Source organism: Streptomyces longispororuber (assembly GCF_014656095.1).
Taxonomy (GTDB): Bacteria; Actinomycetota; Actinomycetes; order Streptomycetales; family Streptomycetaceae; genus Streptomyces; species Streptomyces longispororuber.
On record NZ_BNBT01000010.1, the window covers coordinates 68,172 to 86,848 of the forward strand.

The 18,677-nt window shown below is 71.3% G+C and carries 13 protein-coding genes and 2 pseudogenes; 6 read left to right on the forward strand and 9 right to left on the reverse strand.

Translation table 11 applies throughout. The features are described from left to right. Positions 1–70 precede the first annotated feature (70 nt). Complete coding sequence (locus IE330_RS05660) at positions 71–1,273, forward strand: MFS transporter (protein WP_190134744.1); 1,203 nt, start codon at positions 71–73, stop codon at positions 1,271–1,273. A 52-nt stretch (positions 1,274–1,325) separates the two neighbouring features. On the opposite strand, the gene IE330_RS05665 is transcribed toward IE330_RS05660, so the two are convergent. From IE330_RS05665 to IE330_RS05680, 4 genes are all read right to left on the reverse strand, one after another. Then, a complete protein-coding gene (locus IE330_RS05665) occupies positions 1,326–1,751 on the reverse strand; it encodes a hypothetical protein (RefSeq protein ID WP_190134745.1) in 426 nt (141 codons plus the stop codon). Then, positions 1,748–2,461, reverse strand: a complete 714-nt coding sequence (locus IE330_RS05670; RefSeq protein WP_190134746.1) for a phytanoyl-CoA dioxygenase family protein — start codon at positions 2,459–2,461, stop codon at positions 1,748–1,750. The genes IE330_RS05665 and IE330_RS05670 overlap by 4 nt, the downstream gene beginning before the upstream one ends. Beyond that, complete coding sequence (locus IE330_RS05675) at positions 2,452–2,901, reverse strand: ATP-binding protein (protein WP_190134747.1); 450 nt, start codon at positions 2,899–2,901, stop codon at positions 2,452–2,454. Before IE330_RS05675 ends, IE330_RS05670 begins: the two co-directional genes overlap by 10 nt. Positions 2,902–3,321: 420 nt before the next feature. Beyond that, a complete protein-coding gene (locus IE330_RS05680; RefSeq protein ID WP_190134748.1) occupies positions 3,322–4,014 on the reverse strand; it encodes a haloacid dehalogenase-like hydrolase in 693 nt (230 codons plus the stop codon). A 323-nt stretch (positions 4,015–4,337) separates the two neighbouring features. Between IE330_RS05680 and IE330_RS05685 the strand changes: the two genes are divergently transcribed. Then, entirely contained in the window at positions 4,338–4,874 is a 537-nt protein-coding gene (locus tag IE330_RS05685; protein WP_308438982.1) for a DUF5919 domain-containing protein, read from the forward strand. 2 nt (positions 4,875–4,876) lie between these two features. Next, on the forward strand, positions 4,877–5,344 hold the full coding sequence (locus tag IE330_RS05690) for an NUDIX domain-containing protein (protein ID WP_190134750.1): 468 nt from the start codon (positions 4,877–4,879) through the stop codon (positions 5,342–5,344). Between the two features lie 6 nt (positions 5,345–5,350). Here IE330_RS05690 and IE330_RS05695 read toward each other — a convergent pair whose 3' ends face one another. Further along, the gene (locus IE330_RS05695; RefSeq protein WP_190134751.1) at positions 5,351–5,902 is read right to left on the reverse strand and encodes an HD domain-containing protein; all 552 of its coding nucleotides are present in this window, start codon (positions 5,900–5,902) and stop codon (positions 5,351–5,353) included. A gap of 732 nt (positions 5,903–6,634) precedes the next feature. Here IE330_RS05695 and IE330_RS38745 point away from each other — a divergent pair. The 3 genes and pseudogenes from IE330_RS38745 to IE330_RS38750 form a co-directional block, all read left to right on the forward strand. Further along, positions 6,635–7,126: pseudogene (locus tag IE330_RS38745) on the forward strand (bestrophin-like domain); the annotation flags it as partial. 589 nt (positions 7,127–7,715) lie between these two features. Continuing rightward, complete coding sequence (locus IE330_RS05705) at positions 7,716–8,753, forward strand: SGNH/GDSL hydrolase family protein (protein WP_229925408.1); 1,038 nt, start codon at positions 7,716–7,718, stop codon at positions 8,751–8,753. A 230-nt stretch (positions 8,754–8,983) separates the two neighbouring features. Continuing rightward, positions 8,984–9,184, forward strand: a pseudogene (locus tag IE330_RS38750) (IS5-like element IS4811 family transposase); the annotation flags it as partial. 546 nt (positions 9,185–9,730) lie between these two features. Here IE330_RS38750 and IE330_RS05715 read toward each other — a convergent pair. The 4 genes from IE330_RS05715 to IE330_RS05730 all read right to left on the reverse strand — a co-directional run bounded on the left by IE330_RS05715 (position 9,731) and on the right by IE330_RS05730 (position 18,594). After that, positions 9,731–10,006 (reverse strand): hypothetical protein, encoded by a 276-nt coding sequence (locus IE330_RS05715; RefSeq protein ID WP_190134753.1) that lies wholly within the window; start codon positions 10,004–10,006, stop codon positions 9,731–9,733. 55 nt (positions 10,007–10,061) lie between these two features. Then, positions 10,062–10,394, reverse strand: coding sequence for a hypothetical protein (locus IE330_RS05720; protein ID WP_190134754.1), 333 nt, complete (start codon positions 10,392–10,394; stop codon positions 10,062–10,064). A 104-nt stretch (positions 10,395–10,498) separates the two neighbouring features. Continuing rightward, complete coding sequence (locus tag IE330_RS05725; protein WP_190134755.1) at positions 10,499–10,807, reverse strand: hypothetical protein; 309 nt, start codon at positions 10,805–10,807, stop codon at positions 10,499–10,501. 371 nt (positions 10,808–11,178) lie between these two features. Then, on the reverse strand, positions 11,179–18,594 hold the full coding sequence (locus IE330_RS05730) for an SDR family NAD(P)-dependent oxidoreductase (protein ID WP_308438983.1): 7,416 nt from the start codon (positions 18,592–18,594) through the stop codon (positions 11,179–11,181). Positions 18,595–18,677 lie beyond the last annotated feature (83 nt).

Here is an 18,677-nt window from a genome sequence, read left to right on the forward strand (position 1 = left end):
CGCCGGGACTTCGTGCTGTGGTGAAGCGGGTTGGATCTTGGGATATCTACGGCTGCTGCGTTGCCGGCGCGTGCTCACCCTGTGGTCGGCGCAGGCCCTGTCCGTCTTCGGTGACCGCCTGTACGCCATGGCCGTGATGTGGGTCGCCTGGCAGGAGTCGGGCGCGGCGGCGATGGGCCTGGTGGCGGTGGCCGAGTCACTCCCGTACATCGTCCTGGGTACGGTCGGCCAGCGCCTGACCGTCCAGTGCGCCTCCCTGCGAGCTTTGGCCGTGGTCGACGTCGCCCGGCTGGCCCTCGTGGCCGCGCTGCCGCTGGCCTGGAGTGGCTTCGGCGTTCCGGGACTGCTGGTCTGCGCGCTGCTGCTCGGTGCGGGTGGCGCCGTCTTCGACCCGAACCTCGGGGCGCTCGTGCCCGAGCTGGTCGAGGAACGCGACGTCCAGGCCGTCAGCGGCCTGATGGACCTGTCGGGGCGCATCGCGCGCATCGCCGGGCCCGGTGCGGCAGGCCTGCTGCTCGCCGTCATGCCGATGCGGCACCTGTTCTGGATCGACGCCGCCACGTTCGGGATCTCCGCTCTGGTGTTGGCGGCCCTGGCTCGCACCACGACGCTCACCGCCCCACTACGGGCGCCGACGGAGAAGCCGGTTCGCCGCCCGCGGGCGCGGGAGCTGCTGCGCGCCCATCCGGCGACGGCGGTCGCGCTGACGGTGCACGGCATCGGGATCGGCGCCGGAGCCGTGGCGCTGGCCATGCCGGCCCTGCTCACGACCCTCCTGGATGCTGGCCCGGGCGCCTATGGAGCCACCCTGGCGGCTGCCGGAGCGGGTGCGGTGGCTGCGAACGGAGTCGCGGGACACGTACGACTCCCCGGTCCGGCGCCCGTGCTGTACTGCGCGGTCTGGGCAGTGTCGGGGGTGCTGCTCGCCGCCACCGGCGCCGCGGTCTCGCTGCCGTACGTGGTGGTGATGTCGGTGTTGTCGGGCGCCATCGCGCCCTTCCTTCAGATCTCCTTGTCGACGCACCTGTCGCTCTTCCCCTCGGCGGCCCGGCTGCGGCTGATGGCCGTCGACCTCACCGTCATCCGCACGGCCGGGACGCTGTCGATGCTCGTCGTGCCCGCCGTCGCCGCCGGGCACCCGCGGGCGGGATTCGTCACCGCGGGCGCGGTGACCGCGGCGGCGGCCGCCGTGGGAGCGGCCGCCGCCTTGCACTGGTCCCGAGCCGGGGCCCCGATCACCGCCGGCGACGATCACGAGCTGACGCGGGAGTGACCACGCCCTCGTCGGCCGAGGGCCGAGAGGCGGGCCCTGGTGCCTCGGACCGCTAGGCGATCAACTGCCAGTGGGTGACGGTGACGTCCTTCAGCGGGATGCCCAGCTCGTCGTAGATCCGCCGGTGCATGACGCCGAACCAGGCGTCCTTGCGGTCCTTGAAGAACTCCTCGTCGTACCAGGCCACTCCGAGGTACACGATGCCACCGCCGGCGGTGCTCCCCTTCTCGGCTTCGAAGTACGTCGCCTGCCAGTCCCAGAGCATGAGTTCCTCGGGACGCGCGCGCAGTCGCCGGTCCGACTCCTCCAGCGCCGTGATGCACCGGCGCACGGTGGCCTCGTCGGGGCAGTAGTACGTGCACTCGCTGCGGATGACCGGTTTCTTGTCCCCACGCCGCGCGGGGTCGGTGTCCTCGCCGCTGAGTACGCGGACACGTGTCGGCGCGTCCTTGTCGATGAACTCCATGAGCGTGTTCACGATCCTGTTCTCCTTCCCTTCATGGACTGCCAGCCCGTCCCGCTGACCGGGTCCAGGCTGGGGCTTGAGCCGTCGCGCATCGTGACCGCACCGGGCGCGACGTACCGGATGTTCAGACCGAGGCGCGCCTTCTCACTCACGTTGGCGAGTGAGCGGTGCAGCAGCCGCACGTCCATCAGCAGCCCGCTGCCGGCCGCCACCGCCATCGGCACACCCCACGTGTCCTTGGCGACGCGAGCACCGATGGGGCGGCCTCGTTGTACACGCGTGCCGGGCTCGGGACCGTAGGGCAAGTAGCCGCCGCGCTGTGAGCCGGGAATCACGTGCAGGCATCCGTTCGCCCGCCCAGCGTCAGTCAGCGCCAACCACGCGGCCACCGAGCCCTTGGGATCGAGGAGGACACGGTCGTTGATGCCGTCCTGGTGCCAGGGCACTTCGCAGTTCTGGTACGGCCACTTCAGGACGAGAAGGGTGTTCTCCACCGCCACGTCCCGGCCGATCAAGTCCTGAACGGCGCCCAGGAGCCGCGGGGCACGGACGACGGCCTGCGCCCACTCGGCGTTCCTGTGCGGGTTGCGAACAACCTCCGTCCGTGCGGCCTGGTGCGCGGCAACGAGCTCCGCCGCCCGCGCCCGGGCGTATGCCGGGGTGCACCAACTGGGCAGGCTCCGGTAGCCCGCCGCACCCAGCAGCCCGCCGCTCACCGCCATCCCTCCTTCGGGAGGCCGCGGACGTGGGCGCGTACGGTCTTGCCGCCACCGCACCGGCGGAACCACGACACATCGCCGCCCAGGGCCCGCACCAGTCGCAGGCCCCGGCCCCGCTCCTCCCCAGGTCCCGGCACGACCAGTTCCTCGAACCCGGGAAACGCGGGCAGGGGGTCGGAGACCTCGATCAAGAGGCTGCCGTCCTCCAGGACCGCCAGGTCCAGGCACAGTGACTGTCCGATCACCCGGGCGTGGTGGATGGCGTTGGTCACGAGTTCCGACACGATCAGCACCGCGTCGTCGAGGTCCCCACCCCACTGCCATGCCGTCAACCGCTGTCGCGTGTACGTCCTGGCCAGCGCCACCTCGCGGTAGAACATCCCGAGGTCGCTCGAGCATTCGCGGACCACCGGGGCCGCGCGGGTCGGCGTTACTCGAGTCACGACCACAACCCCCTCGCTGACGGCCGGGGCCGGTGAGGGAGGGCTCGTCCACCGACCGACGCGCTCGGGGCCGCGGGAGTCCTGGAAGAACACGCCAGTGACCTACGGGAGCACATCCCGGCACGGCCCTTGATCGGGCCGCAGGGTATGCCGTCGGTCAGCTCGCGACGACCTCGTACGAGGGCCGAGGTCGCCTTCTCGAAATCCGCGGTTCGAAGCCGACAGCGCAGCGCCCAAAGGCTGCTGGTCGGACATCTGAGTGGACAGAGACCGTGCCGGGTTTTCCTTCGCCTCATGGCGATCACCGATCCGTCGCTCGCTGGACGGGTAGATCATCGGCCGTGTGCAGGGGACGCGGTAACCACCCTGAGGGGAATTTCGCGGTCATTCCCGGGCACGGAAATGCTCCTTGAAATGTCCCTAGAACAGGGACCGTTGGATGGAACTGACGACCGCGTCCGTATCGCGAAGGTCGGGAAGAACGAGTGGGGCTCCGGCGGCAGCGAGGGAGGCGGCGTCGTGCACACCGGAGGCGACTGCGACGACGCCCACGCCGCTGTCGAAAGCAGCGGCCACGTCCCGCGGCGTGTCACCGATCAGGAGCGTGGGGGCCCGCTCGTCGACGTCCGCGTAGGCGCGCGCAGCGCGAGCCCGGGCAACCGGCACGAGCTCGGCGCGGTCGCCGCCGTCGGCGCCGTACGCACCCACGTCCAGGTCCAGCCATCCGACCAGGCCGAAAGCGGCCAGCTTCACCTGGGCGTTCCCCCGGATGTTCCCCGTGAGGACGGACTGGACGACGCCGTCCATCCGGCCAACGGCTTTCAGGGCCTCCACGGCTCCCGGCAGCGCGCAGCCACGCTCCTGGAGCGCCTGAAACCGAGCAGCGCCCGCCTGGCTCAGGGCGGACTCCACCTCTGGCCATGGCGGCATCGCCCGGCGGTGGTCGTCGAACATCCCCCGCATGATGAGCCGATCCGTGCGGCCTTCCGTCCTGGCCGGCGTCAGTGGAGGCTCACCCGTCAACGTCTCGTACGCTGCGGCGTACGTCTCCTTCGAAATACCCGCGTTCTCCACGAGCGTGTGGTCGACGTCCCACAGGACCAGGCGGCGCATCGCACCAGCGTAGATCGCCGGTCCCTGGCGGAGGCAAGCGCTCCAGGCGGTCATCTCCAGCTCTTCCGGAACCTCTGAAACGTCCCCTGGATGTCCCCCATCATGGATACGTGAACACACGACTACGCACGACGATGAGGCAACGCGGCTTTTCCTACGAGGACTTGGCCACCGAGTGCGGTGTGATAGCGAAGAGCGTCCAGCGCTGGGTCACGCAGGAACGCATTCCGCACCAACGGCACCGGTGGATGGTGACGCAGGTGCTCGGCGTCGAAGAAACGTACTTATGGCCGAGTCTTCGGCACCGAGGTGCGGTGGACGCCATGAGCTCAGAGCTGATCCAGACCTACGCCGATCGCGCTTCGGTCCCACGGGAGGTGTGGTTGTCCCTCCTCACCGGCGCGTCGGAGCACATCGACGTGCTCGTGTTCAGCGGGACGTTCTACGCCCAGACCAACCCGCGCATCGCCGCGATGCTCACGGAACGGGCCGACGCAGGGACGTGCGTACGGCTGTGCTTCGGAGATCCGGATGGCGCTGCAGTCGCCCGACGAGGCCAGGAGGAGGGCATCGGGGACACGCTCGGCGCCAAGATCCGAGCCTCGATGACCTACTACCGACCCCTGGTCGCCCACCCCGGCTGCGAGGTGCGCCTGCACGACACGACGCTGTACAGCAGCCTCTTCCGCTACGACGACAACCTCCTGGTCAACCCCCACGTATGGGGCCAACCCGCGAGCGCCAACCCCGTGCTCCATCTCCGGCGCTGCGGCAGCGAGGGCTGGTTCAACAACTACGCCAGCAGCTTTGAGGCCGTCTGGGAGACTGCGAACCCCTGGACCCCGACGTCAGGAGCATGAAGGTGGCGCGTACCGAGTACTGGAACGACCCCAAGGCCCCGAAGCCGAACACCTTGATCCCGGCGTCGAACCTCCTCGTCGTACGGGACGACGGAGCCCTTCTGCTCCAGCGGCGTCGTGACACGGGCCAGTGGGCTCTGCCCGGCGGCGTACAGGACATCGGGGAGTCGCCGGCTCAGTGCGCGGTCAGGGAGTGCGAGGAGGAAACCGGCATCATCGCCGAGGTCACCGGTCTGCTGGGGGTCTACTCCCCACCCGGTCACGTCGTCGCGTACAGCGACGGTGAGATCCGGCAGGCGTACGAGGTGACCTACATCGGCAGGCCCGTCGGCGGAGAGCCCACGGTCAACGAGGAGGCGGACGGGGTCCGCTGGGTGCTGCCCGAGGACCTGGACTCCCTGGACATCCACGTCTCCATGCGCATCCAGATCGGCGACTTCCTCAGGGGCGAGTACCCTCGCGTCGACTGAGTCACCTCAGCGGCGACGGTCCATTCGTTCTTCGACACGCCCCACAGCCGCTCGGATCTCCGGTTCCGCCCGGCGGATGAACCGGCCGACGACGCTGTCCGCCCCGTACCGGCTGACGATCTCGGAGATCCGCTCGCCGCACGTCGTCCGGGCCCCGTCGGGCGTCGTCGTCATGTCGCAGTACACGAGCGCGTCGACCAGCTCGGTCTGCTCGGGCAGCAGGAACGCGGACTCCAACTCGCCCCGCAGGCCGCGCTCCTCCGCCTCCAGCAAGGCGAAGGAGTGGTTCGCCACGAGCCGCACCACGAGGTCGTCAGCCTGCCCCTGCTCGCGCAGGAAGCGGGCGCCGTCGAGGGGGTGGAACCCTGTCGCGTTGATCGCGGGCGAGTAGCCGATGTCGTGGAGCACGGCCGCCTGCAGCAACGCCTCGCCGTCCCGACCGAGGACCGGTACCAAACGGCTCGCCGCGGCGGTCACTCCCTGGCAGTGCGCCCAGCGCCGGGGCAAGGAGTCGGCGAGCAGGGAGCGAGCCAGCTCGTGTGCCTGCTCCACGTTCATGTCCCACAGGGTACGTCGCTGGTCTGACACGCGAGCAAGCACGGAAGGGAAGCTCGCAGAAGCACGGTTGCGAACACCGATGACAGACGCTGGTGTGGGTGGCGGTGCCGGTGAAGGCCTGCTCGCTGTGGCAGTGGGGGCGAGCAGGACGACGGCGCGGATGCGTGACGGTATCTCAGAGGTCACGGCAGCGGGACGATGTCCTCGTACTGACAGACGTGTGCTCACCAGGTCCAACGCAGGAGTCGATCACCCGTGTGGGCGGTGAGCCGGATGGTCGGCCGGGCAGGGCCTGTCGGCCCAGGACAGGTCGCTCCTTCGAAGGCGGAGGAACGTTTTGCCGGTGCCGGTCGGTGCCCGGCGCGGGACATGGCGACGGAGCGCCCCTTGTGCCGGGGCCCGTCCGTCTGGTCCGGACGTGGCCGTCCGTGGTCCTGATCATCGTCGTCGCCGTCCTGGCTCTGCTGGCGGGTCTGGCCGCCAACCGGTTCCTGCGGCCCTGCCTGTTGAGCGAGGACGACGACTCCGGCATGGCCGTCAAGGACCTGGTCGGGCCGCTGCTGACGCTCACCGTGCTACTGCTCGCCTTCGTCCTGGTCACCGCCAACGGCTCCTACGGCAAGGCCGAGGTCGCCTCCCGCGGCGAGGCCAGGGCCCTCGACCAGCTAAGCCGCCGAGTACGCGCCCGCCGAGCAGCGGGCCGAGGTCCAGGCCGACGCCGTCTGCTACGCCCGCGCGGTCCGCACCCAGGAATGGCACGCGATGGCCGACGGCAACGGCTCGCCGGCCGCCAGCGTCTGGTCCACCGACTCGCGCCGCGTCTTTCGCGAGGTGTCCGGCGAGCCGGTCTTCGGCATGCTGGTCGCCGCCGACAACAAGCGTTCCGAGGAGCGCGAGGAACGCCTGACCCAGGCCACCGCGAGCATCCCCGGCACGATCTTCTGGTTCCTGCTGGCGACCCTGGTCATCACCGTGATGGCCCTGGGCACCTGCATCCCCTGCCGCAACAACCGCGGCCAGCTCATCACCCTCACCGTCATCACCGCACTGCTGACCGCCACCTTGTGCATCATCCGCGACGTCGACCGCCCCTTCGACGGCGTCATCAGCGTCGAGCCCACCGCCCTCACCGAGGCCGGCCGCCAGGCCACCCGCGACTTCCTCACCCACCACACCGCCGCCGACCTGCCCTGCGACGACCAGGGCAACCGCCGAAACACCTGACACCCACCGCACCGAAGAGAAGAAAAGGGTGGGGGCGGGCGATGTCGCCGACGCCGCGCGACGGCGCCGGGGCGCCGCTGACCGCGCGGAGGCGCCCGCCCGGCTTTCCTCCTGAGGGCCCTACAGGCCCCGCCGCGCTCGCTGTCGAGGTGCCCGTGCCGCGCTTGGAACGGGTAGGAGGTGGCCTACGGAAGGTTCCCCCCACGCAGTCGGCAGCGATCTCCTGGCAGGTTTCAGTCGAGTATGCGGCAGCGGGCGCACCTGCCAAGGGGCTCATCTTCGGTAGTCGCCCGTCCGTACGACCGTGCCGATGCCTCAAGGCGTCCTCGGCTTCTTCGGCGCTTGGCCTCCCGGCTGAGCCCACGCCGGCGGGTGTGAGGGCTCCGCCTCTTTCGGGTCGCGCTCATCGCGGCCCTTCCGGCCTGTACGGTCGCTGACCGGGCGAGATAGACACGAGCAACGTGATTGTCCGAGAACACCACGGTTTCGGTCTCCCACCCTCGGGTTATTGCGCTGCGCATATGGATGAATGCACAGCGTAGTTCTCCTCGGCTCCTCGCCTTGCGGGGCTGGACGAAAGGGCACAGGCATGCCTTCGGCCATGTGGAAGACGACGACCGTTTCAAGGGCGCGGCGGCTGACCGCCGCGGCCGTTGCGCTGGGCAGTTTCCTGGCGTTCGCCGTTCCGGCGGGGGGTGCCGCCGCGGCGCCCGCCGATCCGGTGCCGACCGTCTTCTTCGGCGACTCCTACACCGCCAACTTCGGCATCGGCCCCGTGAAGAACACCGACAGCGAGAGGGGCTGGTGCTTCCAGGCAGGGAAGAACTACCCCGTCGTTGCCACCGAGCACCTGGCCGAGAAGAACATCAGCCTCGAGGTCCAGGCGGACGTCTCCTGCTCGGGCGCGCTCGTCGAACACTTTTGGAAGGAGCAGGAGCTGCTTTTCGGCGCCGGGAAGGTGCCGGCGCAGCAGGACGCGCTCAAGGACGACACCCGGCTGGTGGTGGGCGGCCTGGGTGGCAACACGCTGGGCTTCTCCAGCATCCTCAAGCAGTGCTCCGACAAGCTCCGCGAGCCCTCTCTGCTGCCCGGCGAGCCGGTGGACCCCGACAAGCCGGCCGGCGAGTGCCGGGACTTCTTCGAATCGGAAGACGGAAAGGCATGGCTCGACTACAAGATCGAGCAGACCGAAGCGGACCTGGACCAGGCGCTCATGCGCATGAGCTACTTCGCCCCGGACGCCGAGCGCGTCCTGGTCGGCTACCCCAGGCTCGTACCCAAGGACACCACCAAGTGCCAGACCCTGGCCCCCGGCCAGACGGAACTGCCCCTCGCCGACATCCCCCAGGACGCCCTCCCGCTCCTGGACCAGATCCAAAAGCGGCTGAACGACGCCATGAAGAAGACCGCCGAGGACAACGGCGCCGACTACGTGAACCTCTACGACCGCACCGGGACCAACACCGCCTGTGACGGCGCCAACCGCGGCATCGGCGGCCTGCTGGAAACCTCCCAGCTCGACCTCTTCGGCACGAAGATCCCCTGGTACGCCCACCCCAACGAAAAGGGCCGCGACCTCCAGGCCAAGCACGTCGCCACCAAGATCGAGGAAGTCCTCAACCGCTGACCAAGCCACACCACCCCGAGGCCCCAGGTTCGCGACCTGGGGCCTCCTCGCGTGGAACCTTCAAGCGGGCTGGCGGCCAGGACTGTTTGCCGTGACCGGCGTGCCGGTGTCCAAGCCGAGGCATGCACCCCGCGCCTCCTGCCAGCCAGCGGAGGCAGCACCCGGGCCGCACCGCAAAGGCCGACAGGGTGCCCCACGGCCAGGACGTCCGGGCAGCGCGCCCATGATTCAGTGTGACCATCAAGACCGTGAGGCGTCCGTCAGATGCCCGCCGGGTCGTCGTGCTGCCCCGCCGCTGGGTCGTCGAGCGCACCCGGGCACGGGTCATGCGGGCCCGGCGGCACTGCCGCGACCACGAGAGGCTGCTCCAGGTCAGCGAGTCGTTCACGACCTGGGCGTCCATCACACTGATGACGCGCCGCTTGACTCGCCAGCCCGCGCGGCGCCCGACCTGGGCATGCACGGCGCCAGCAGTGATCGCTCATCATGCTCCTGACGTACGTGTTCGTTCTACTGACGCCACGGACGGCCGCGCTGGCATCGCTCTACACAGCGACTTGTTCACACTTCTTCGTCGGCGGCCGGGTCGTAGTGGGGTGCCGGGCGGCGAAGCGATATAGGCCACGAGACGGCAGCCGCCTGCTAGCCACACCCAGCACCCCTGGGCGACCCAACCTTACGAATGGCTCGATCAACCCGACCAAGAAGATGAAGCCGCCTGACAACTAAACGTCGAACTCGTCGCCGTCACGCCGTGGCCACCGTCGCAGCAGATACCGCCACAACCGTCGGCCGCACGGCCGCCATCGAACCGCTGCCGGTGCGGATCGCGGCGCGCTTGCCCGGCCGCCGCCGTGCGGTACGGGCCCGGCACGCGTGCTGGCTCCGCGCTGAGCTGACCTCGGTGCAGAGCCATCAGGGTCGCGCGGGGCCGGTGCCGGGCGAGGAAGAGCGCCCGGCACCGGCCCCGTTGCGGGTCAGAGAGCGCCGGCGGCGACGTTGGGCAGGGAGGGCAGTTCGATGTAGTCGACAACTGACCAGTTGGTGGTGTGGCGCTTGATCATGGCTTGGCCGCTGTTCTGCACGTTGTCACCGGGGCCGGTACCGGGGGACAGGATCGGGGCGGTGGGGCCACTGATGCTGGAGGTCTGCTGGTTCTTGTTGGTGTCCGCGGTAGCGGTGCCGGCGGCGGCCAGCGCGAGGGCGCCGGTGACCAGGGCGAGCGTGACGGAGCGCGTGATCGTCTTGTTCATCAGGTGTGCCTGCTTTCGTGTGTCGATGTGTGCCGGACGGTCGGTGGGAGCGGGTTCAGCGGCCGAAGTTGTCTTCGTTGATTTCCACCTCGCGGTCGTTCGGCCCGCCCTTCTGCCCCATCTCCTGATGGCTGCCGGCGGCGCCGACGTAGTCGAGGACGGCCCAGTTGGTGGTGTGGGCCTTGTCGGTGAGCTGTTGGCTGTTCTGGCCGTTGTCCGGGTGGCCGTGGTGATGGCCGCCGTTCGGGGACAGCAGCGGCAGGGTGGGGCCGCTGATGCTGGAGGTCTGCTGGTTCTTGTTGGTGTCCGCGGCGGCGGTGCCGGCGGCGGCCAGGGCCAGGGCCGCGGTCAGGAGCGTGGTGGCGGTGATACGCGTGTGTGTACGCATGGGGGAGCTCTCTCGGGTGGGGCGAGCGGGAGACAGGGGATGTGCGACGCCCTTGCGCGGCGGCCGACCGGGAGGAGTGCGGCCCGCGGCCGCGAAGGGGGCGGTCAGGGCAGCAGACCGGTGACCGTCTCGACCTTGGCGTAGTCGACGAGCGCGGTGTTGACCGTGCCGTTCTTCACCATGTTCTGGCCGGTGACCTGCACGTTCGAGCAGTCGCCGACGTCCGCGCCGGGTGACAGGAGCACCACGTTGCAGAGCATGGTGGACTTCTCGGTGGCGGTGTTGGTGTCGGCGGCTGCGACACCTGAACCTGCCATCAGCGCGGCGCCGGTCAGAGCGGCGGTCAGAGCGGCGGTCAGGCCCGCCGGCCTCCGGGCGTGTTCGGTGCGCACGGGCATGATGTATCGCCCCATGAGGGGTTCCTCGTTTCGTTTGCTGAACGGTCCCCGGGTGCGGGCCGGGCCGGGAGGTGAAGGGCAGACGTCCATGCGTACGGCGCCGACTTCCGCTGTGTCGTCTCGTCGTATGAACGCCTGACGTACTGTCCAACGGTCCTACCGGTACAAGGTCACGACGCCTGAAGGATCATCACGCTGTCGCCGTGTTGACCTCGTGCGGCGCCGTTCGCCCTGATCTAGGCGCGCTGCGGGCGGACACCCGGCGAGGCGGGGGCGAGGGCGCGGGGAGCACCGGACAGCCCGCGGGCGCCGTGCGCCTTCGGTCGGCCGGTTCTCCCGGCCTCCGTGGCCACGGCGCCCACGGAACGGAGCGGCGTGCGTGTGTACTACGCCGATGCGGCAGCGGGCGCTGCCGGTACGCCTGTGCCGGGCCCGGCGTGCTGGGTGTGCAGGCGTTGGTGGATGAGGCGGGCGATGCGGGTCAGACTGCCCTCCTCCGCCTGGAGTTCGGACGGGGAGAGGCGGATGTCGAAGTACTCGCGAGTGCGTACCAGGAGTTCGGCGCCCATGAGGGAGTCGAGGCCGAACTCGCTGAGTGGCCGGTCGGCGGGCAGTTCGGCGGGGTCGGTGTGCATGACGGTGGCGAGCAGGCCGGCCAGGGCCGTGGTGATGGCCTGTACCGCGTCCTCGGGTGTCATCGAGGCCAGGGAGCGCAGGAGCTCCTCGCGGGAGTCGTCCGTCGCGGCCGCGTGGGCCGGGATGACCTGCAGGAAGCGGGGCGCAGCGAGGGCGGGCAGTACGCGCCGGGCGCGGGCCCAGCCCATCTTGCTGACGCCGGCCACGTCGGCGCCGTCGGCCAGGACGTCGTCCGCCGCGGCGAGGAGTGCTTCGGCGTCCACGGGTTCGATGCCGAGGGAGTGCAGGGCCGTGTGCAGGTTGTTGCGGTCGACGTATCCCGTTCGGGAGACCGCGCCCCAGGAGAGGGTGGTGCCGGGCAGTCCGGTGCGCCGACGGGCTCGGGCGAGGGCTTCGAGGTAGTTGTTGCCCGCGACGTACGGCGCTTGGTGCATGTTCCCCAGGCAGGCGGCCATCGACGACCAGAGCAGGAACACGTCGAGGTCGTGGCCGGCGGTCAAGCGGTGCAGGACGGCGGCGCCGGCCGCCTTGGGCGCCAGGACGGCGGCGAAGCGTTCGTCGGTGAGGTCGGTCAGGGGGGCGTCGTCGAGCTGCATGGCGCAGTGGACCACGCCGCGCAGCGGGTGACCGGTGGCGGCCACCGCGGACAGCACGTGACGCATGGCGGTCTCGTCGGTGACGTCGGCGGCGTAAGGGGTGGCGGTGACGCCCCGGCGGGTGAGGCGTTCGAGCACGGTGTCCGCTTCGGGCGCGTGCGCGCCCTGGCGGCTGACCAGAGCGAGGTGACGGGCGCCGTGACCGACCAGCCAGTCGGCGGTGGCGGCGCCGAACCCGCCCAGGCCGCCGGTGACGAGATAGGTGCCGGCGGGGTCAAGCGCCCTGGGGGCGACCGGCGCGGGCTGGACGGGGACGGGCTCGTCGACCGGGGCGAAGGAGACGATGACCTTGCCGGTGTGGCGGGAGTGCTGCAGCAGGCGGAACGCCTCGTGCACGCGGGCGGCCGGATAGACGACGTGCGGCAGTGGCCGGTAGGCACCGGTGCGGATGCCGTCCGTGACGTCGGCGAAGAGTTCGGCGGCCGCCGCCGGTTCGGACAGCAGGCCGTTGAGGTCGACGCCGAAGTAGGTGAGGTTGTGCAGGAACGGACGTGCCGGCAGGGGCTTGTCCTCGAGCATGTCGCGTTTGCCCAGCTCGATGAAGCGACCGCCGGGACGCAGGAGTTCCAGGCTGCGGGCGATCGCTTGGCCGTTGAGCGAGTTGACGACCACGTCGACACCGCGCCCACCGGTCAGCTCCCGTACCCGGGCGGCGAATTCCAGGGTGCGTGAATCCAGGACGTGGTCGGCTCCCAGGGCGGTGAGCAGGTCGCGTTTGGTGTCGCTGCCCGCCGTGGCGATGACCTTCGCCCCGATGAGACGGGCGTACTGCAGCACGGCGAGGCCGATGCCGCCGGCGCCTCCGTGTACGAGGACGGTCTCTCCCGGCGCCAGGCGGGCCAGGCGGGCCAGGCTGTGATGGACGGTGGCGAAGACGACGGGCAGGGTGGCCGCCTCTGCGAAGCTCATGCCGTCGGGGATGCGGCCGACGGCTTGTGCGTCCACGACGACGTGCGAGGCCAGCGCCGAGGGCGCCAGGCCGAACACGCGGTCGCCGGGCGTCCAGGCGGTGACGTCCGGCCCGACCGCGGTGACCACGCCGGCGCACTCCATGCCCAGGTCCTGGGCGGTGGCGGTGCCCTCGACGGCCTCGGACGGCAGCAGGCCGTTGACCTGGAGGGTGTCGCGGTAGTTGAGGCCCGCGGCCTTGACCGCGACGGTGATGCGGCCGCTGCCCGGGTCGGCGGCGGGGCACTCCTGCCAGACCAGTCGGTAGGACAGTCCGGGGTCGCGCACCGCCAGGGTGTAGCGGCCTGCCGGTGCGGTGGCGGGCGCGTGGTGCGCGGGGCGCTCGGTCTCGCGCGGGACGAAACGGCCGCCGCCGCGGGTGAGGACGACCTCGTCCTCGGCTGAGGGGGCGAGCAGTTCCCGGGCGAGGCGACGGGCGTCGTCGGCGGGGTCGTCGCCGCGGTCGAGACTGACCCGGTGGACCACCAGTTCGGGCCGCTCGTTGGCCAGGGTACGGGCAGCGCCCCAGATGGGTGCGTCGCCGGGGTGGGCGGGACGCTCGGGCGCGGGCAGTACCCCGCTGGGGCGGGTGACCAGCCAGGTCCTGGTCCGCACGGAGTCCGGCAGCCGGTCGCGGGCCGACGCCAGGGCCTTGAAGGCCGCGATCCTGCGGGTGGTGCGGGTGACGACGCTTGCGGGCTCGTCCTCCGGTTCAGCGAGCAGCAGGACGGCGACGGCTTCCTGGGCGCCCTCGGCGACCGGGGCGGACACGTCGTCGAGGGAGGTGACGGTGGCGTTGCCCAGCAGCGCGGCCAGGGCCCGGGCCAGCGGTTCCTCGGCCGGGCTCTCGACGCCGATGGCCCAGGTCGTGCCGGCCGGGGGATCGGCCGGCACGGGCGGCGCGACGACACGGTCCTGCGCGGTGGCCACGTAGAGCGAGAACTGGGTGGGGTCGGGCCCGGTCCCGGTGCCGGTGCGCACCACATCGGTGAAGCCGCACTTCTCCAGCAGGGGCGGCCACTGCTCGTGGCTCAACAGCAGGCTGTCGGGGCGCAGGGTCTGGTCGCTGCGGCGCCAGAAGCTGTCGAGGGCCCCGAAGAAACCGCAGAGTTGCACGGTGTCGTGGGACTCCACCGCCAGCAGCCGGCCGCCGGGAGCCAGCAACCGGCTGACGCGGCGCAGGGCGGTGACCAGGTCGGCGGCGGTGTGCAGGGCGTTGGCTGCCAGGACGACGTCGAATCCACCCTCAGGCAGTTGCTGGTCGTCGGGTTCGGCGTTGAGGTCGAACGTGCGGTAGTCGACGAAGTCGTAGGCGGCGAAACGGTGTTCGGCGGGGCTGAGCAAGGTCGCCGAGACGTCGGTGAAGGTGTAGCGGGTGCGCTCGGCGGGCAGCGCCGACAGGACGGCGGCGGTGAGGCCTCCGGTGCCCGCGCCGATCTCCAGGACCCTCAGCGGCCGGTCCTCGGGCCAGCACCGGACGATCTCCTCCATCACGGCACGGGTGAGGAGGTTGGTGAAACGGTTACGCGGACCGAGGTCGAAGAATTGCTGGTAGCGGACCGTGTCGGAGGTCAGCAACTGGATCGGGTCGACGGTGCCGCGCAGCAGGCCGGGCAGGTGTTGCACGTGCCGGGCGGCCAGTCCCACTTCGGGGCCGCCGGCGGGATTCTCCGCGAGGAGCGCGCGCAGCGGCTCCCCGTCCCGGCGGGGCTCACCCGTCAACTGCCAGCGTCCGTCGGGGCGCAGACGGGTCACGCCGTGCCGCTGCAGATCGGGAAGCACGGCCTTGAGCAGGCGGCGGTGCTGGGGCAGCAGTCCCGCGTCGAGCAGGTCCTTGACGGTGAAGGGCGCCGTGGGCTCCGGCAGGAAGTCCGCGAGGACCGCGGGCCAGCAGCGTGCGATGAAGTCCCGCGCGGCGTGCGTGACCTGATGCAGGCCGGAGTCCCGCCAGGTCCTGTCGAGTTCCGCGATCCGGTCGGCGGCGGATGCCAGCAGAGCGGCCGACGAGGGCAGGTGCGGAGCGGCGCCCGTGGTCTCCGGCCGGGGAGCGGCTCGCAGGACGGTGCGCTGGACGCTCAGGGGTGTACGGCCGCTGGGCATCCGCCGAAGGCACAGGCGGTCGATCTCGACGGCGACCGTACCGTCCTGATCGGTGATCGTGATGTCCCAGCACGCCTCGGGCTCGACGGCGGTCCGTGCGCGTACGTGGACGAAGCCGGAGGGGCCGGGGGGCCGCCATACGCGCAGGGCGCGCAGGCCGGTGGGCAGGTATGCGTGGTTGTCCGCGCGCTCTGCGAGCAGCAGCGGGGCGCCCGCCTGGAAGGCCGCGTCCAGGACGGGCGGAAAGATCTCCCAGGTCTGGTCGGGCCCGTCGTAGCCGTAGGAGGCGAGCACCTCGCCGTCACCGGTCCACAGGTCGTGAAGCAGCCGGAAGGCGGGGCCGTAGGCGAGGCCGAGGCGCCGGCACGCGTCGTAGTACCTCGTGGCGTCGAGGTGGTGCGAGCTGCGCGCCCGCGCCGCCTCGGTGTCGACGGCCGTCGGGGAGCGGCCGATCAGGGTGTGCACCTGGGCGGTCGCCACGGGCCGGCTCTCGGCGCCACGGCCTTCGCCGGCGCCGACGGTCACCGTGCCGCTGTCGGGTTGCACGGCCGTCTGCAGGCGCCGGTCCCCGGGGTCCGGCCAGGACAGGGACAGCGGGCGAGTGATGCGCAGGTGCCTGACCTCGACCGGTGCCCGCACCGCGCGCCGCCCCGCGGCCAGCACCATCTCGGCGTAGGCGGCGGCGGGCACCACCACCGCGTCGTCGACCAGGTGGTCGCCGAGCCAGGGCACCAACTGGGGTTCGACGGTGGCCTCCCACAATGGGAGCGGGCCGGGCAGCCGTTCGCCGAGCAGCGGGTGCTCGAAGTGGCCTGTGCCGCTGCTGCGCTCCCAGTCGGTGGGCCCGCCGTGCCAGTGCCGCCGGCGCTGCCAGGGGTAGGAGGGCAGATCGGCCACGCGGGCGGGAGAGGGGAAGTGGGCACGCCAGTCCACTTCGGCGCCGGCCGCGATCAACGCGGCGACGGAGACGGCCACGGCCTGTGGGCCGGGGGCGTCCCGGTGGAGTGTCGGTACGTGGACGGCGCCGGTGCGGCGCAGGTAAGGGCGCAGCACCGGGTGCGGGCCGATCTCCACGACGACGCCCACCCGGTCGTCGAGCGCGTGCGCGGCGGCCTCGGCGAAGCGGACCGGCTCGCGCACGTTGCGCCACCAGTACCGGGCCGTCAGCTCCTCCCCGGGAAGGGATGTGCCCGTGACCGTGGAGACGAACGGGACGCGGGCCACGGAAGGGCGCAGGTCCGCCAGGGCGTCGCGAAGGGGCCCGGCGGCGCACTCCATGGCGCGGCTGTGGAAGGCGTAATCGAGGTCCAGTTCGCGGAAGAAGACGTCGCGGGCCGCCAGCGCGGTGCCCAGAGCGGTCAGTGCCTCCGGGTCGCCCGCCACGGTGACGTCCCGGTCGCTGTTGATCCCGGCGATCTCCAGCGCGTCCCCATAGGGGGCGAGCGCTTCGCGGGCCTGGTCCTCCGGCAGGCCGACGGCCGCCATCCGGCCGCTTCCGGCGGTGGCAGCCTGGGCACGGCCACGCGCGGCGATCACCTGCGCGGCCTGGTCCAGCGTGAGTGCCCCGGCGACATGGGCGGCAGCGATCTCGCCGACGCTGTGCCCGAAGACCGCCGCGGGACGCACCCCGCGCGCGGCGAGGTGGGCGGACAGGCCGAGCTGGACGGCGAACAGCAGGGGCTGGGCAACCTCGGTACGGTGCCACCGGTCCGGTGCCGGGCGGGCCAGCTCGCGCGCCACCGACCAGCCCAGGTGTGCGGTGAGCGCGGCGTCCGCCTCCTCGACCGCGGCCCGGAAGACGGGGTCGTGGGCCAGCAGGTCGGCGGCCATACCGGGCCACTGGGAGGCGTTGCCGCAGAAGGCGAAGGCCACGGCGCCACGGTCCGTCGGCGGCCTGACGGCTCCCGCGGCGGGCCGGCCGTCGAAGAGGGACTCCAGCTCCTCGGCGGCCTGCCGCCCGCTGCCCGCGAGGACGGTGGCCCGGTGCGCGTGCGTGCTGCGGCGCCGGGTGCTGGTGTGGGCCAGGTCGTAGAACTCCTCGGGGGCGGCTTGCCGCAGCCGCGTGGAGACCCGTGCCGCCAGCTCTTTGAGCGCCGTGGCCGAGCGGGCGGAGACCGTCACCGGAAGCAGGCCGGGGGACGCCGGTACGGCGGGAGGGGAGGCCGGGGGCGCAGTGAGTACGACGTGGGCGTTGACGCCGCCGAAGCCGAAGGAGTTCACGCCGACCGCGGCCCGCGGATGCAGGCCCACCGCGACGGGCTCCACGGTCGGGGCCAGCCCCAGCTCCGCGAAGTCGATCCCGGGGTTGAGGGGCTGGGCGTGCAGGGTCGCCGGTGCCGTGCCGTGCCGCAGCACGAGCAGCGCCTTGAACAACCCGGCCATCCCCGAGGCGGGCTCCAGGTGCCCCAGGTTCGACTTCACCGAACCGATCGGCAGCCGCCCGGCCGCTCGGCGCCGGCCCAGAGCCCTTCCGACCGCCTGCGCCTCCGCCGGGTCCCCCACCGTCGTCCCGGTGCCGTGTGCCTCGAAGTAGACCAGGTCGTCAGGGCGCACGTACGTGCCCTCGTACACCTCGCGCAGCAGCGCCTCCTGCGCCGCGGAGCTGGGCAGCGCCAAACCCATGGTGCGCCCGTCGCTGTTGACCCCGGTACCGGCGATCACCGCGTGCACGCGGTCCCCGTCGGCCACCGCGTCGGCCAGCCGCTTCAGGACGACCACGCCTCCTCCCTCGGCGCGCACGAAACCGTCGGCCTCGGCGGAGAACGCCGCGCACCGGCCGCGCCGCGACAGCATCGACGCGGCGGAGAAACCGACGAACCCCTCCGGTCCGGACAGGATGTTGACCCCGCCGGCGACGGCGACGCGGCCCGGCCCTTCCAGCAGGGCGCGGCAGGCGCGGTCCAGCGCCACCAGGGAGGAGGAACAGGCGGTGTCGATCACCATGCTGGGGCCGCGCAGGTCCAAAAAGTAGGACAGGCGGTTGGCGACGATCGACAGGGCGCCACCGCTCATGCCGTAGGGCGTCTGCCCCTCCCGCAGCCGTGACTGGAGCCGGGCGTAGGACATGTCGGAGACGCCGATGAAGACCGGGCTCGGGGTGCCGGCCAGGGATTCGGCGGGGATGCCGGCGTCGTCGAGCGCCTCGACGACCAGCTCCAGCGCCAACCGCTGCTGGGGGTCCATGGACGCGGCCTCGACCGGGGCGATGCCGAAGTACCCCGCGTCGAACTCCGCGACATCGGTCAGGAACCCGCCGGCCGCCGTGTAACTGCGAAACGGCCGCTGAGGTCCCGGGTCCACGCGAAGCGCCCGGTCGAAGCGGTCCTCGGGCATCCGGCCCACCAGGTCTCGGCCTTGTGACAGGGCCTCCCACAGGTCGGTCAGGTTCATCAGTCCACCCGGCAGGCGACAGCCCACTCCGACGACGGCGACAGCCCGTCCGGTCACATCCATATCCCACATCCTTTTCCGTCTTTCTTGCGGCAATGATTACCAGACGCGGAAGTTACTGCTTAGTCGGTTATCTGTGCGAGAAGTACACCTTT

What these genes read in the sequence shown, in the direction of transcription:
- IE330_RS05670 (WP_190134746.1), bottom strand. Translation starts at nt 2,461, where the DNA reads ATGGCGGTGAGCGGCGGGCTGCTGGGTGCGGCGGGCTACCGGAGCCTG.
- IE330_RS05680 (WP_190134748.1), bottom strand. Translation starts at nt 4,014, where the DNA reads ATGCGCCGCCTGGTCCTGTGGGACGTCGACCACACGCTCGTGGAGAAC.
- IE330_RS05685 (WP_308438982.1), top strand. Translation starts at nt 4,338, where the DNA reads ATGAGCTCAGAGCTGATCCAGACCTACGCCGATCGCGCTTCGGTCCCA.
- IE330_RS05695 (WP_190134751.1), bottom strand. Translation starts at nt 5,902, where the DNA reads ATGAACGTGGAGCAGGCACACGAGCTGGCTCGCTCCCTGCTCGCCGAC.
- IE330_RS05705 (WP_229925408.1), top strand. Translation starts at nt 7,716, where the DNA reads ATGCCTTCGGCCATGTGGAAGACGACGACCGTTTCAAGGGCGCGGCGG.
- IE330_RS05715 (WP_190134753.1), bottom strand. Translation starts at nt 10,006, where the DNA reads ATGAACAAGACGATCACGCGCTCCGTCACGCTCGCCCTGGTCACCGGC.
- IE330_RS05720 (WP_190134754.1), bottom strand. Translation starts at nt 10,394, where the DNA reads ATGCGTACACACACGCGTATCACCGCCACCACGCTCCTGACCGCGGCC.
- IE330_RS05725 (WP_190134755.1), bottom strand. Translation starts at nt 10,807, where the DNA reads ATGGGGCGATACATCATGCCCGTGCGCACCGAACACGCCCGGAGGCCG.
- IE330_RS05730 (WP_308438983.1), bottom strand. Translation starts at nt 18,594, where the DNA reads ATGTGGGATATGGATGTGACCGGACGGGCTGTCGCCGTCGTCGGAGTG.